Origin of the sequence: Pseudoalteromonas sp. Angola-4, assembly GCF_028599265.1 — a bacterium.
GTDB lineage: Bacteria > Pseudomonadota > Gammaproteobacteria > Enterobacterales > Alteromonadaceae > Pseudoalteromonas > Pseudoalteromonas atlantica.
This window is the reverse complement of the sequence record NZ_JAQREK010000001.1, coordinates 276,444-291,865: the sequence shown is the minus strand read 5'-3', so window position 1 is coordinate 291,865 and position 15,422 is coordinate 276,444. Positions and strand designations below refer to the sequence as shown.

The window sequence follows — 15,422 nt, the reverse complement described above, 5'->3', positions numbered from 1 at the left end:
AAATAGCAGATATAAAAAAACCGCATATAATGCGGTTTTTTTAATCAAGCTGTTTTACGAGTCTTGTTTTGGTGAGTCAACGCTCTCTTCTTGAGGTTGCTCATCAGCAGGTTCTGCTTCTATAGCTTGTTCAGCAACAGGTGCTGGGCTTGGCTCATCTGCAACAGGCTGCGTTTGATAAAACTTAGCGCCTGATTCAGCCATACTTACTAACGTGTCGCATGGGGCAAAATTTGCATTGCTATTAGCTAATGTAGACATTTCAGAGCTAACCTTGCTGGCGCCCAATTTATCCATATAGCTAAACGGTCCACCTAAAAACGGTGGGAAGCCAATACCAAATATAGCGCCAATGTCGCCATCACGTGGGCTGGCAATAATGCCATCGTCTAAACAACGCACGGCTTCGTTAAGCATTTGTGATACACAGCGCTTAGCAATTTCGCTTTTATTTAAACGCGGCGCAGGGGTTACACCTAATAGCTCATACACTGACTCGTCAACTTTTTTGCTCTTTTTATCGTACTCATAAAAGCCACGACCCGTTTTGCGGCCTAGGCGTTTTGAATCAATCATACGAGAAAATGCATCAGGCGCTTTAAATCGCTCGCCTAATTCTTTTTCAAGAATTGGGGCAATTTTAGAGCCTATATCAATCCCTACTTCATCAAGTAAAGCAAGCGGCCCAACTGGGAAACCAAACTCTACAAGGGCTGCATCAATTTTTTCAATTGGCTCACCGGCAAGCATTAAATTAGCTGCTTCATTTACATAAGGCGCTAAAATACGGTTTACGTAAAAACCTGCCATGTCTTTTACCACAATGGGCGTTTTACCTTGCTTACGTGCAAAGTTAACTACGCGCGCTATAGTCTCTTGTGAAGTTCCTTCGTGCGGAATAATCTCCACGAGTGGCATTTTTTCAACTGGCGAGAAGTAATGCAGGCCAATCACGTTTTCAGGGCGCTGTGCCTGTGCTGCAATTTGCGAAATAGGCAGTGATGACGTGTTACTTGCAAAAATAGTATTGCTTTGGCATTGCTGCTCTATATCGGCAACCATACCTTGCTTTAAGGCTAAATCTTCAAATACAGCTTCTACTACTAAATCAATGTGTTTAAAGCCACTGTAGTCTGTAGTACCGGTAATACGGTTCATTGTTAACTGCATATCAGCTTTAGACATAATGCGGCGTTTAAGGCGCTTATCTAAAATTTTGTAGGTGTAGTTCATGGCATTACTAATGCCCTGCTCTGCTACATCTTTAATACGTACAGGTACTTTGGCTTTTACTGCGCTTACATGCGCAATACCTGCACCCATTAGGCCGCCACCTAAAACAGCGGTTTTACTGATTGCTGGCGCATCGTCGTTGCGCCACTCTTTTTTCATTTCAGTGGTTGCAAAGAAAATACCGCGAAGCGCTTTAGATTCATCACTCATTACAAGTGTTGCAAAGCTTTCAGCTTCTGTTTTGTATGCTTTTAATTTATCCAGCTCTACACTTGCACGCACAGCCTTAATAATTGCAAGCGGCGCAGGGTAATGTCCGCCGGTTTTTTTAAGGACGTTTTCTTTGGCTTTTTTAAAGATAAAGTTACGGCCAAACGGGTTTGACTCTAATAATTTGCTTACTTTATCAAGCTTTGGCTCTTTATCTGCTGGCTTTTTCTTAGCGGCAAATTCTTTAGCGACTTTTAGTAATACGCTTTGTGGTACTACATCATCTAATACGCCTGCTTTTTTAGCTTGCTTAGGGCGAATTTGCTTGCCAGTTAGCATCCATTCAAGTGCTTTTTGAATGCCTACAATTTTAGTTAAACGCTGCGTACCGCCGCCACCTGGTAATAAACCAAGTTGTACTTCTGGCAGGCCTACTTTAGTCATATCGCTATCTGTGCCTACGCGGTAATCACACGCTAAAGCAAACTCTAAACCACCACCAAGCACAGCACCATGTATTGCACTTACTGTTGTATAAGGTAGTTTTGTCATATCAAAAAAGGCTTGATGACAAAGTTCACTAATTGCTAACGCATCTTCACGCTTTTGCACGCTATCAAGCATTTTTACATCAGCGCCCGCGATAAAGTTATCGCTTTTACCACTAATAAATACCATCCCCTTTACTGACTCTTGTTTTGCTTGTTCAAGTAAAGCTTTTAAGTCATCAGCGAATGAGTCGCGCAGGGTGTTCATTTTCTCACCCGGCACATCAATGGTTACTACGGCAATTTTGTTTTCATCTACCGTTAAATTAAATACTGAATCTGTCATTACGCGCTCTCCAATACAAAGGCTGCACCTAAACCACCAGCAGCACACGCTGTTGTTAATGCTAAACCGCCACCACGACGTTTAAGCTCGTGTAAGCTTTGCGTAATTAAGCGAGCACCGGTTGCAGCAAATGGGTGACCATATGCCAGTGAGCCGCCGTTAACGTTAAACTTATCCATGTTAATTTCGCCAATTGCTTTGCTACGACCAAGTTTTTCTTGCGCAAACTTATCTGATGCAAACATTTTCATATTGGCAAGTGTTTGCGATGCAAAGGCTTCGTGCATTTCAATTAAATCTAAATCAGCAAGTGTAATACCTGCTCTATCAAGTGCGATAGGCGTTGAATGCGCTGGGCCCATTAGCATGTCTTTTTCTACACCAATTGCCGAAAACGCAAAGCTACGTACATAACCTAAAATTTCGTAGCCTAGTGCTTTTGCTTTGCTTTCGCTCATCATCAGTACGGCAGCTGCACCATCGGTTAATGGTGTTGCATTTGCAGCAGTAACCGAGCCATGTTGGCGGTCAAATACCGGTTTAAGCTTAGCGTAGCCTTCAACTGTAGAATTTTTACGAATGTTATTATCTTCTTCAATAAAGCTTTTATATGGCGGTAAGTGCGCCGTCATTACTTCATCTTTTAACTTGCCATCGGCCCATGCTTGGGTTGCAAGTGAATGCGAGCGATGCGCTAGTGCATCTTGATCTTCACGGCTTATATTATGTGTTTTAGCCATTTGCTCAGCAGTTTGCCCCATTGAAAGGCCTGTTGAGTACTCAGCAACCGCAGGCGGTACTGGTAATAAATCTTTTAAACGCAGTTTTGAGAATATTTGTAAACGCTGGCCTAAGGTACGTGCTTTGTTTAAATCAACTAAGCTACCTGCCAATTTTTTACTTACGCCAATAGGTAATACTGAAGATGAATCGGCGCCACCGGCAATACCTACATTTACAGAGCCTGCCATAATAGACTCAGCTACATTAGCAATGGCCTGAAAGCTGGTAGCACATGCGCGCGATACTGAATACGCGTCTACGCCTACTGGCATACCCGTACCTAAAACAATTTCACGTGCAATATTTGGCGCTTCTGGCATTTGAACTACTTGACCAAATACAAGTTGATCGATTTCTGACTTGTCGAAATTTAATCGTTCAAGCATTTCGTTAACCACCAACTTACCCATATCAAGGGCTGGTACATGGTGAAACGCTGTTGCTTGTTTTGCAAAAGGAGTACGTAAGCCGCTAACGATGGCAATACGGTCGCCTTTTGGTGTTTTTAGTATGTTTTGCTCAGACATTTATGCTCTCCCGCTGACAGGTCTGACCTGTTTGTTTTCCTCGATTCTAAACAACCCGTGTGCTAAAGCCAATAGATAAACACAAATTTATACAAAAGCACTAAAGGTAGATATATACATAGTGCTTAATATTGACTACCACAATAGGCTTTTTTACGCGTTTTTACAAAGTTTTGTGGTACGCTAAAAACCGTTAAAAAATAACGAACTATTTTTAAAAATACAGTCTAACTCTTGAGTTACTCACTTATAAACCTTATAACTAGGTCAGTATTAATCACCTAAAATAAATTAGGTACAAACCCAGCTGACGAGGAAGTCTATTTATTATGGCAGCTAACGCATTCAAACAATTAAAAACGTACTTAGATACACAAATTATTGGCCAGCCAGAGCTTACTCAAGCACTCCTTATTGCCATTTTAGCGGATGGCCATCTATTAGTAGAAGGCCCCCCAGGGCTTGCAAAAACCCGTGCTGTTAACGCCCTTGCTAAAGGTATTGAAGGCTCGTTCCAGCGCGTACAGTTTACGCCCGACTTATTACCTGCCGATGTAACTGGCACCGATATTTACCGCCAACAAACCAGCGAGTTTGTGTTTGAGAAAGGCCCTTTATTTCATAACCTTATTTTAGCCGATGAAATAAACCGTGCCCCAGCAAAAGTACAATCAGCACTACTAGAAGCCATGGCAGAGCGCCAAGTAACGGTAGGCAAAAACACCTACCCGCTAAGCGATTTATTTATGGTAATGGCGACCCAAAACCCGCTGGAGCAAGAAGGGACTTACCCACTGCCAGAGGCACAATTAGACCGCTTTTTATTACATTTAAGCATTGATTACCCAGGTGCAGAGCACGAGCTAGACATACTCCGGTTAACCCGTGGTGAAGCTCTTAATGAACAACAAGCGGTTATGCAACAAATTACCCAAAGCGATTTATTTGCCGCTCGCCAAGCTATTTTAGGGTTGTATTTAGCCGAGCCGCTTGAGCAATATTTAGTACAGCTTATTATTGCCACTCGTGAAGGGGCTAAGTTTGATGAGCAACTTGGCCGTTGGATTGAGTTTGGCGCAAGCCCGCGTGCCACCATTGCACTTGATAAATGTGCCCGTGCCCACGCTTGGTTACATGGCCGCGATTTTGTAGCACCCGATGACATTCAAGCCGTTGTACATAATGTACTGCGCCATCGTATTATTTTAAGCTACGAAGCACAGGCTGATGGCATTACTAAAGATCAGGTTATAAGCCGCATTGTTGAACTTGTAGCCGTACCCTAAGTTATGCAAACACAATTAGACTCAAAGGCGTGGCTAAAAGAAAGCCACAGCCACGGTGTAAATTTAGCGCTAAAAGAACTGCTGTATTACAAAGCTAAAGCACAGTTATTAGAGCTGGCACCTAAGGTTAAAATTAAAAACAGTTTAACTGGGCAATACCTTGCGCCCCATAAAGGCCGAGGCATGGAGTTTGCCGAAGTGCGTCATTACCAGCAAGGTGATGACATTCGCTCTATTGACTGGCGAGTAACAGCGCGTACCGGCGAAACCCATACAAAGCTTTTTCAAGAAGAAAAAGAGCGCCCTGTTTTTGTATTTACTGATTTTTCAAACTCTATGCTATTTGGCTCAAAGCTGCTGCTTAAGTCGGTACAGGCTGCGCACATTAGCGCGCTAGTTGCGTGGTCGGCGTGTCAACGCGGAGATAGAATTGGCGGTATTGTGTTTAATCAACACTCGCATTTAGAACTAAAGCCCAGCGCCCGCGAAAAAGCGGTATTAAAGCTGTGTCATAATCTATGCGACAGCCACCAGCAAGCACTTAACAATATAGATAAACAAGCAACCAACAACTTTAGCGATAATTTAAAACGCCTTAACCACTTAGCTAAACCTGGCAGCTTAGTGTATTTAGTCTCTGACTTTAATGCCTTAGATGATGCAAGCTTTAAACAATTAGAAATACTAAGCCGCCACTGTGAGCTGATAGGCTGTCATATAAGTGATCCGTTTGAACATACGCTCCCCGCGTTTAAAAACGCTGTCACTGTTAATGCCAACGGCCAAGATTTTGCGCTACCGCTTATGGATAAAAGCTTTAGAGAACGCTTTGCAAAAAACGCCGAGCAAGCATTTAGCACGCGTCTAAATCGCTTAACTAAATCGGGTCTTAACTTAATATCATTCAATGCAGCCAGCCCGCTTGAGCTGCAATTAGTGAGAAAATAACCATGCAAACCAATCCACTCGATGGCCTGCACGATATAATAGCGCCAAGCCAAGTTAGTTGGTGGCCACTCGCCCCTGCTTGGTGGGTTATTATTACCCTGTTGTTTATAGCACTGTGTGCAGCTGCTTTTTGGTTTTACAAAAATTATAAATTTAAAAAGCCTAAGCGCTACGCAATCGATTTAAGCCACAACGAGCAAAGCGCGCAAACACTTCATATTATTTTAAAGCGCTTAGTAATAGAGTATTACGATAAACGCCTAGCAACGCAATCAACTGCTAACTGGTGTAACACACTTAATACCTTAACCGGTTTAAGCTTTACCGAGCATGAGCTTTTAAGCCTGTATAATGCGCAGCAAACCAATGACGCGCTTAACGAAAAATTACGCCAAGGCATAAAGCAATTTAAACTAAAGGAGCCAGTACATGTTTGAATTTAGCTGGCCATGGTTGTTTTTATTACTACCTCTGCCCTTATTACTTTTATTATTAAAACCTGCTGCCAGTAACGCACATACCCGGTTACGTATTCCAAGCTTTGCCAAACATAACTTAGCCAGCCAAAGCCTTGAAAAAAGCGCACGTAAACTAACTATTTTTGAATGGCTACTTTGGCTATTACTGGTCACTGCTGCAGCCAACCCGACATGGTTAGACGACCCTATTTCATTACCAAACGAAGGGCGCGATATAATGCTTGCGGTCGATTTATCTGGCTCAATGACCGAACAAGACATGGCTTACAACGGCCAATATGTTGACCGCCTCACTATGGTAAAGGCGGTATTGAGTGACTTTATAGAGCAGCGCCAAGGTGACAGGTTAGGCCTGATATTATTTGGCGACACCGCATTTTTACAAACGCCACTGACTCGCGATGTTAAAACCGTAAGTAAAATGCTCAGCGAGTCTCAAATAGGCTTAGTTGGGCGTGCCACTGCTATTGGCGATGCGCTAGGTTTATCGGTAAAGCGTTTTGCCAACAAAGATAAAAGTAACCGTATTGTGGTGCTATTAACCGATGGCCAAAACACCGCAGGTAATTTAAAACCTGAAGATGCCCTACTCCTTGCCCGCGAGGAAGGCATAAAAGTATATACCATAGGTGTTGGCTCAGATAACCCCCGTGGATTTAGCCTATTTAATATGGGTGGTATGAGTGGGGGCAGCTTAGATGAAAGCTTGTTAAAAGACATTGCCGAACAAACCGGTGGGTTATATTTTAGAGCCAAAGATGTAGCTGGCCTTCAGCAAATTTACGCAGAGCTTGATAAATTAGAGCCAATTAGCGCAGATGAGCAAACATTTCGCCCGCAAAGCTCATTGTTTTACTACCCACTACTTATTGCTATTTTACTCATTAGTTTAAAAGTAATGTTAAGCACCTTACGTGCATTAAAGGAGCCTAACTAATGGACTTTACATTTATTCGTCCCGCTGTTTTGTGGCTTTTAATACCTGCACTTGCGTTGTTTTTTATAGCCTTTATTAAGCATAAAAAACAAAGCGCAGATAACCTAATTGCCCCTCATTTGGCGCCGTTTATTATGAACGAGTCAAACACTAAAGCCAGCCAACCACTTTGGCTGGTCGCTGTATTTTGCTGTTTAGCTATTATTTTTAGTGCAGGCCCTAGCTTTGAAGAAAAACAGGTTCCTGTATTTCAAAGTAAAAGTGCCCGTGTGATTGTAATGGATATGTCGTACTCAATGTACAGTACCGATATAGCACCAAATCGTTTAATGCAATCACGCTTTAAAGCACTCGATATGATTGAGCTATTTAAAGAAGGCGACACCGCTTTAGTTGCCTATGCCGGCAGTGCATTTACTATTTCGCCACTTACAAACGATGCCACTACGCTTACTAATTTAATTCCGAGTTTAAGCCCCGACATTATGCCCGACAAAGGCTCTAATGTTTTAGCTGGCCTTGATATGGCAAAAGAGCTTTTAACGCAAGCAGGCTATATTGATGGCGATATAATATTAGTCACCGATGGCATAGACCAAGAAGAGCAAAGCGATATTACAAGCTTTACCAGTAATTCTTCTTATCGGCTAAATATTTATGGCGTAGGCACAGAGCAAGGCGCTCCTATTAAATTACCTGAAGGCGGTTTTTTAAAAGACAGCTACGGTCAAATAGTCATTCCCACCATTAACATAAGCCGCTTAAAAAGCCTAGCGACCCGCAGTGGTGGAAAGTTTGCCCTTTACCAACCAAGCAGCAGTGACATAGCCATTTTTGCACCAAGTGCCAACAGTGAGTTATTAAAAGATGAAAAACAAAGCCATGCCATGTGGCGCATAGACGCAGGTATATATGGGTTACTTATTTTACTGCCCTTAGGCCTTTATTTATTTAGAAGTGCAGCATTTGTAGGGGCCTTTTTAGTACTCAGCGTTTTGCCAACCCAACAGGCAAGTGCATTAGAGCTCCCCTCTTTTTTAAAAAACACTGATCAGCAAGCGCTTGATGCTTATAAAGATAAAGATTTTGAACGGGCCGCCAATGCCGACTCAAGCAGCTTAAAAGGGTCTGCATTGTACCAACAAGGTAATTTTGATGCCGCACTAGAAGCCTTTAGTAAAGATAAATCAGCCACTGGTTTTTATAACTATGCCAACGCGCTTGCCAAATCAGGACAGCTAGAACAAGCCATAGATGCTTACAAACAAGCACAAACGCTACAACCTAACTTTAGCGAAGCCGCTGATAACCAAGCTTTGGTTGAGCAGTTGCTCGAGCAACAGCAGCAACAGCAAGAGGGTGATTCGCAAGATAACCAGCAACAATCTGATCAAAGTGAGCAACAAAACAATCAGCAATCAGATCAAAACCAACAAGGTGAAAATAGCGATTCTCAATCAGAGCAAAGTCAAGGCGAGCAATCACAAGATCAGCAAGGTGAGCCAAGTGATGGGTCTGACACTGAGCAAGACCAACAAAGTGCTGAGTCGGGTTCACAATCAGATAAACAAAATGAGCCAGAACTAGAAACTCAGCCACAAGCTAATCAAGAGCAAAAACAGCCTGAGCAAACAAACGAAGAACAAGCTGAAAATACTCAGCCGCAAACAGCGCAGCAGCAAACGTTAACAGATGAGCAAAAGCAAAACGCTCAACAACAAGCCGCGCAAGCACAAACGCGTGAGCTCACCAACGAAGAGAAAGAAAAAGCCCAGCAGCTTAACCAGTTATTAAGAAAAGTACCGGACGATCCGGCAATTTTATTACGGAATAAAATGCAATTAGAAGCCCAAAAAAGACAATATCAACGTCGCCCTACAGGAGTAGAAAAATCATGGTAATGCGATTATTTTGCTGTTTATTGCTATTAAGTGCGATGCCATCATGGGCCGCCACCAAATTAGAGGCAAGTGTAGATAAAAACCCAGTCCTTGCTGGCGAATTTTTTATGCTTAACATTTCAGTGGACGACACAATAAAAAGCGAGCAACCCGACACCTCGGTGTTACTTAAAGACTTTGTAGTTGGGCCAACAAGTTTAAGTACGCGCACCAACATTATAAATGGCAGCATTAATAAGCAAACAACCTGGTCTGTTAAGTTAATGACCCGTAATGAAGGTGAATACACCATTCCGGCATTTAACGTGGCCGGTTTAAGCTCGCAGCCAATAAAATTAAAAGTGGCAAAGCGCGCTGCCGATGCTGATAAAAATAACGATATTTTTTTAAAAACATCGCTCTCAAGTGACTCGTTGTTTGTTCAAGAAGCTGGCGTATATACGATTAAACTCTACCTAGCAAAAGAGCTGCTTGATGGCAGCCTAAGTACGCCCAGTATGCAAGATGCACAGCTTACACAATTAGGTAAACAAACCGAAAGCTATGAGCTTGTAGATGGTAAACGTTATTTAGTGATCACCCGAGAATACTTACTACAACCGCAAAAAAGTGGTGTATACACCATTGTTGGCCCTACGTTTCAAGGCCGTGTACAGCAAAATTACCGCCAATTAGAGGTGTCGGCTTTAGGGGATGATCAGCAACTTGAGATAAAACCTATTCCGGCAAACTATAAAGGCGCATGGCTACCCAGTGAGTTAGTTAATATTGATGAGCAGTGGCAGCCTGATGAAAATACAGTAGAAGTTGGCACGCCTATTACACGCACTATTACTTTAACCGCGTTAGGGGTTACTAAAGAGCAACTGCCCGAAATTGATATGAAAACCATTGCGGGAATTCGCAGTTACCCCGATGATGTAGAAACAAACAATGCCGTAAGAAACGGACGGGTTGTATCTCAGCAAACAGCGTCATTTGCGTTATTACCACAAAAAGCGGGCACCTACACCCTCCCAGAAATAACACTGCCTTGGTATAACACCAAAATAAACCGCATTAGTTACGCTACATTGCCTGAGCGCACTATAACGGTAACTCCTAGCGCCAATGCTATAAACCCAGGTGCTATTGCAAACGACAACCTTAATACAGGTGAGCCAACTTTGCCTGCTAATAAAGTAAGTAATACACAGCAGCCCAATACAACAATAGCCGCGCCGCAAAATGTTATTCCGCTTTGGTTAATTATTGTTGCCGTGCTTGGGTATATTTTTTGGATAATCACTGCAATTTTTTATTGGTTAAGCCGTTCTACTAATAATGAGCAAAAAAATAACAGTGTATCTGTAAATAAAGCCCAAACGCTTTCATTAAACGCGCTTAAAAATGCAGCTAAATCAAATAATCTCAATGCATTTTATAGCGAAATAAATGAGGTAGCGATTAAGCTTACGGGCAAAAAGGTGGCTGCGATAGATACGTTAATACACAACATCAATAATGATGAACTGGCGACGCAGGTTAACCGTTTACAGTCAGCTCTTTATGCAAATAGCAGTGCAGATGTCGATCTTAATGCTATTATTAACATAATTGAGCAGCACCAAGTTCAACGTACAAAGTCGCAACAAGCTGTATTAAAAGACCTTTATTAACTAGTTTGATAAATTTAGGTCTTTTCATGCATTAAATAATAAATTTTAATTAAAAAAGTACTTATGCTTGGAAAGAAAAAATCAAATAATCAGGTCTTAGTTGATATGGCAGAGAAACAAAAGCGCTATGAAGCCTTGGTCCATGTATATAATAAGGAGCTTTATCGCTTTGCTTATTGGTTATGCCGTGACCCACATATTGCAGATGACCTAGTACAAGAAACGTTTTTACGTGCTTGGCGCTCGCTTGACTCATTATTGGATCAAAAAGCCGCCAAGCCTTGGCTGCTTACTATTTTGCGTAGAGAAAATGCACGTCGCTTTGAGCGCAAGCAGTTTGACTACAGCGATGTAGAAAACGATACACTTGTCGATGAAACCAGCCATTCGTTAGATGATGAAATGGAGCAAACGGTTATCCAACGCCAAATTGCGCTGCTATCTGATGAATACAGAGAACCCTTACTTCTGCAAGTTGTTATGGGGTGCTCTGGTGAAGAAATAGCAGAGATTCTCGATTTAAATAAAAACACGGTTATGACTCGTTTATACCGTGCCAGAAACCAACTTAAAGAGGCTTTAAGCCGTGATGATGAACAACTTAAAGGGGCATCAAAATAATGGATGAACTTGAGTTTCGTCGACGCACTATTGCGCAGCCAAACGATTTAGATAAGGAGCTTTTAGAGTTTGCTAAAGAGAGCTCTGAGCGACAAAACTTTATAAGCGATATGAAAGACTTTGATAAACAAATTCAAGATGCGTTAGATGTGCCTGTGCCTGACAATCTTGCTGAGCGTATTCTTTTAAACACCTCGTTAAAAGAAAAAGCAATGCAAGAAGAGCAAGCAACTGGAGATAACGTTGTAGATGCACGCTCACGTTTTAAGTTTGACCGTGTTCACTTAGCCCTAGCCGCGTCTTTTTTTGTAGCTATTGGCGCATTCTTTTTTAGCACAGAGCAACACATTGCTCATGAAGCAGGCGAACATGCTTTAACCCATGTTTACCATGAGATTACCGCCCTTGAAAAAACCAATGCTATTAGCCTACAAAGCGTTAACGATAAGCTTGCACTGCTTGGCGCTCATATAGAAGAGCTGCCAGGTAAAATTACTTATGCGATGTTTTGCGACTTTAAAGGTGAAAAAGGTCTGCACTTAATTTTTGAGTCGGACTTTGGCCCCATGACGGTCTTTATTGTTCCTTCTGAGAATAAGTCGTTTGGGTTTGGCGAAGATGATTTTCATGATTCGCGCTTTGCAGGTCATATTAATCGAGGCGACAAAGCCGATACTATTTTAGTGGCTAATTCCGGCGCGCCAATTAATGTGTACAACGAGCGGGTTACCAATGCCATTCGCTGGCTGTAACTAGCGCTTAACGACTAAAAACCGCTGAGTAACACTGAGCGGTTTTTTTGTGCCTATTCAGCGCTCATTTTTCATCCAAAACAATTGATTTTAAATGTAATTATTAATTTTTACTGAAAAGTTAATTATACTCACCGCTCAGTTTAACTTAGGGAATTACATGAAGAACATCATCGTTATATTTTCATTACTTGCACTACTGTGTACAGCAAGTTTTGATGCACACGCACGCAAAAAGTTTGGTAGTAGTAAACGCGGTACAACCCCAGCAACACAACAAACCACACAAAAGCAAAAAGCCGATACCACAGCACCTGCAGCCAAGACAAAAAGCAGTAAAAAAGGCATTATGGCCGGCGTATTAGGCGGACTGTTAGCCGGCGGTTTAATTGCCGCTATGCTAGGAGATAACTTCGAGGGCATGCAGCTATTAGAAATTATTTTATTAGCAGGCGTTGCCTTTATTTTGTTTAAACTTATTACGGGGTTTATGCGCGCTCGCCACTCCCCGCAATTAGCCGGTACTCACGCTACGGGGCACTCTGCTTTTAAGCAAACAGCCACAGAGCAACTTACTAACAGTGGTTTTACCCAGCAAAGCGCACACACTGAGCAAGTACCTTTCAATTTACCCCCTAATTTTGACGTAAATGGCTTTTTACAAGGCGCGCGTAGCCACTATCACACTATGCAAACTGCGTGGAATAATGCTGATTACGCCACGATGGCTGAGTATTTAAGCCCATCGTTAGCTCAAGAGTTTAAAACTGAGCGCGAAGCGATTGAACGGGTAGCGACTGAGGTGATGTTTATTGATGGCGAGCTTGTACGCGCTGAAACAACAGCAAATTCGTGGCAAGTAAGTGTGCAATTTAAAGGCAAATACCGCGACTTAGACGATAAAAAAGAAGAGCCTATTTTAGAGATTTGGCACCTTGAGCGTGCTACCACCTCAGATGCACCGTGGCTGATTGTAGGCGTAGAAGACTTAATCGATAGCGAATAGTGCTGTAATTATAGTTATACCAATTCGCTTAATTAAGTGATCTACTTTGAGGGAGGATAAACGTGTGAGAGCTCGGCAAAAAATTCGCTATTTAGGTGTTCTAAATGAGAGCTTTTTAACGCAGGTAGCGACACGTTTAGCCCGTAAAATGATTAAGTATTATTGCAGATTGGTATTAGCTAATTGGTATAAATAGCAGCTAAAAAAACCGCCCAGCCTAAAGTTTAGGCTGGGCGGTTTTTTATTACTGCTAAGTAAAAGCGTTATTTACAAACGTCAGCAACGGCGTTTGCGAAATACTCAATGTTAGTATCACTAATACCCGCTACATTTACGCGGCTAGAACCAACAATGTAAATACCGTATTCTTTTTGTAGGCGCGCAATTTGCTCTTTATTAATACCTAAGAAAGAAAACATACCGTGTTGACGTTCAATAAACGAAAAGTCTTGATCTATCTCTTTTGCTGCTAAGCTTTCTTTAATTAAGCTGCGTAAACCATTAATACGATTACGCATTTCATCAAGCTCACTGTGCCACATTTGTGTAAGCTCTGTGCTGCTTAAAATAGTGTTTACAATGTCAGCACCGTGCGCTGGAGGCATTGAGTAAATACTACGAACAACGCTTAATAGCACTGAATTTGAAATATCAGCGGTTGCAGTGTCTTTTGCAATAATTGAACACGCACCAATACGCTCACGGTATAAACCAAAGTTTTTAGAACATGATGAACAAATAATTAGCTCTTCTACTGCATCAGCTAAAATGCGCAGTCCACGTGCATCTTCTTCAAGTGACGAGCCAAAGCCTTGGTAAGCAATATCAATAAGTGGTGTAAAGCCAACTTCTTTTGCAAGCTGAGCAACTGTGTTCCACTGTGTCTCGTTTAAGTCCATACCACTTGGGTTATGACAACAAGCATGAAGTAGCACAATATCCCCTTTTGGTACTTGCTTAAGGGTGTTTATCATGTCGTCGAACAATAGATCTTTGTTTTCGTAATCGTAGTACGGGTATTCTTTAACGTTTAAGCCAGCAGCTTCAAACAAGCTAATGTGGTTTGCCCATGTTGGCGTTGTTACCCACACTGTTGCGTCTTTATTGCAACGCTTAACAAATTCAGCCGCAACGCGAAGTGCACCTGTACCACCTGGTGCTTGTGCAGTACGTACGCGGTTTGCTAAAAGTGCTTGGTGCTCACCTAGTAATAGGTTTTCCATTTTTTGACAGTAGTCTAAGTTACCCGCTAAACCAATGTAAGATTTGCTTGTTTCGTTTTCTAAACGAAATGCTTCAGCTTTTTTTACCGCTTTTAATACCGGTGTGTTGCCTTGCTCATCTTTATAGACACCTACACCTAAATCAATCTTGTTAGGGTTTGTATCTTGTTTATAGGCTGCCATAAGGCCAAGAATAGGATCTGTTGGTAATGGTTTTAATTCTGAGAACATTAGCTATCTCTTATCATTAATTAGGGGTTGGCTGTTGTAGTAAGCTTAACATAAAAGCTTACCTTCTTGGCTAGTGATATTTACACTAGAAAGTGAGGAATTTTAATGCAGCACGCAACTAATACAGCCAGTGTACGGCTATCAAAAAAGTCGTTACTAAATGCCTCTGCATCTATAATACCGACGCATTCATGTTGCTCATTAAATAAGGGTAAACAGGTTTCAGCTTTCACTTTAGGGTCGCACGTATAGTACTCGCCACCTTGTGCTAAATAGTTTTCTACGTTGTTAATTACACGCCCGCGCTTAGACAATGCAACTTGTACATTATTGCTGCCTGCTGCAAATGCTTCAGTAAGAGGAAACAGTGGACGGCTTGGCGCACCTTGATACGCCAGCTTTAATAATTGCGGACCTTGCTCAGTGTCAACCGCTTGATAAATACCATACCAATCGACCTGTGTTTGCTGCTCTATGTAATTAACTATATTTTGTAGGTTTGCTAGTTTTTGCTCGTTTTGAGAAGTCGCGCTCACGTGATCAGTAAGTTTAAATGGCTCATCTTGTAAATAACCAAACAAACTACACGCACCGCCTTCACCGAGTTCAGGAATTTGATATTCCCAACGTACAGACGGCAGCGCGCTTGCAGCAATATACTGTTCTAGCTGCTCTAGCTCTTTGGCAATTAATTGTGGGTCTATATTTAATTGCGCAATATCAAGGTAAGAAGAAATCATTTGGCCATCCATACATCTAAAATTTTCTAGATAATAACATGGAAATTTTTTCT

Annotated in this window: 13 protein-coding genes; 9 read left to right on the top strand and 4 right to left on the bottom strand. The window is 41.9% G+C overall.

From position 1 onward, the window contains the following. Window positions 1-54: 54 nt before the first annotated feature. Window positions 55-2,277, bottom strand: a complete 2,223-nt coding sequence (gene fadJ, locus PSH48_RS01345; RefSeq protein ID WP_273610762.1) for a fatty acid oxidation complex subunit alpha FadJ — start codon at window positions 2,275-2,277, stop codon at window positions 55-57. Beyond that, window positions 2,277-3,587, bottom strand: coding sequence for an acetyl-CoA C-acyltransferase FadI (gene fadI, locus PSH48_RS01340; RefSeq protein ID WP_004587306.1), 1,311 nt, complete (start codon window positions 3,585-3,587; stop codon window positions 2,277-2,279). The genes fadJ and fadI overlap by 1 nt, the downstream gene beginning before the upstream one ends. A gap of 329 nt (window positions 3,588-3,916) precedes the next feature. On the opposite strand from fadI, the gene PSH48_RS01335 reads away from it, so the two are divergent. The 9 genes from PSH48_RS01335 (at window position 3,917) to PSH48_RS01295 (ending at window position 13,175) form a co-directional block, all read left to right on the top strand. Further along, window positions 3,917-4,873 (top strand): AAA family ATPase, encoded by a 957-nt coding sequence (locus PSH48_RS01335; RefSeq protein ID WP_004587307.1) that lies wholly within the window; start codon window positions 3,917-3,919, stop codon window positions 4,871-4,873. A 3-nt stretch (window positions 4,874-4,876) separates the two neighbouring features. Then, complete coding sequence (locus PSH48_RS01330) at window positions 4,877-5,821, top strand: DUF58 domain-containing protein (RefSeq protein WP_004587308.1); 945 nt, start codon at window positions 4,877-4,879, stop codon at window positions 5,819-5,821. Between the two features lie 2 nt (window positions 5,822-5,823). Then, complete coding sequence (locus PSH48_RS01325; protein ID WP_029773479.1) at window positions 5,824-6,258, top strand: DUF4381 domain-containing protein; 435 nt, start codon at window positions 5,824-5,826, stop codon at window positions 6,256-6,258. Further along, window positions 6,251-7,237 (top strand): vWA domain-containing protein, encoded by a 987-nt coding sequence (locus PSH48_RS01320; protein WP_024031872.1) that lies wholly within the window; start codon window positions 6,251-6,253, stop codon window positions 7,235-7,237. Before PSH48_RS01325 ends, PSH48_RS01320 begins: the two co-directional genes overlap by 8 nt. After that, window positions 7,237-9,138 carry a vWA domain-containing protein gene (locus PSH48_RS01315; protein ID WP_273610761.1) on the top strand — a complete coding sequence of 634 codons (1,902 nt, stop codon included), beginning with the start codon at window positions 7,237-7,239 and terminating at the stop codon, window positions 9,136-9,138. Before PSH48_RS01320 ends, PSH48_RS01315 begins: the two co-directional genes overlap by 1 nt. After that, on the top strand, window positions 9,132-10,796 hold the full coding sequence (locus PSH48_RS01310; protein WP_273610760.1) for a BatD family protein: 1,665 nt from the start codon (window positions 9,132-9,134) through the stop codon (window positions 10,794-10,796). Before PSH48_RS01315 ends, PSH48_RS01310 begins: the two co-directional genes overlap by 7 nt. 63 nt (window positions 10,797-10,859) lie before the next feature. After that, window positions 10,860-11,417, top strand: a complete 558-nt coding sequence (locus PSH48_RS01305) for a sigma-70 family RNA polymerase sigma factor (protein ID WP_039972214.1) — start codon at window positions 10,860-10,862, stop codon at window positions 11,415-11,417. After that, window positions 11,417-12,169, top strand: coding sequence for a DUF3379 family protein (locus tag PSH48_RS01300; RefSeq protein WP_273610759.1), 753 nt, complete (start codon window positions 11,417-11,419; stop codon window positions 12,167-12,169). The genes PSH48_RS01305 and PSH48_RS01300 overlap by 1 nt, the downstream gene beginning before the upstream one ends. A 160-nt stretch (window positions 12,170-12,329) precedes the next feature. After that, complete coding sequence (locus tag PSH48_RS01295) at window positions 12,330-13,175, top strand: Tim44 domain-containing protein (protein ID WP_273610758.1); 846 nt, start codon at window positions 12,330-12,332, stop codon at window positions 13,173-13,175. 263 nt (window positions 13,176-13,438) lie between these two features. On the opposite strand, the gene PSH48_RS01290 is transcribed toward PSH48_RS01295, so the two are convergent. Both PSH48_RS01290 and PSH48_RS01285 read right to left on the bottom strand, forming a co-directional pair. After that, a complete protein-coding gene (locus tag PSH48_RS01290) occupies window positions 13,439-14,629 on the bottom strand; it encodes an amino acid aminotransferase (RefSeq protein ID WP_273610757.1) in 1,191 nt (396 codons plus the stop codon). Window positions 14,630-14,709: 80 nt separating this feature from the next. Continuing rightward, the gene (locus PSH48_RS01285) at window positions 14,710-15,369 is read right to left on the bottom strand and encodes a GAF domain-containing protein (protein ID WP_055253026.1); all 660 of its coding nucleotides are present in this window, start codon (window positions 15,367-15,369) and stop codon (window positions 14,710-14,712) included. Window positions 15,370-15,422: the final 53 nt, after the last annotated feature.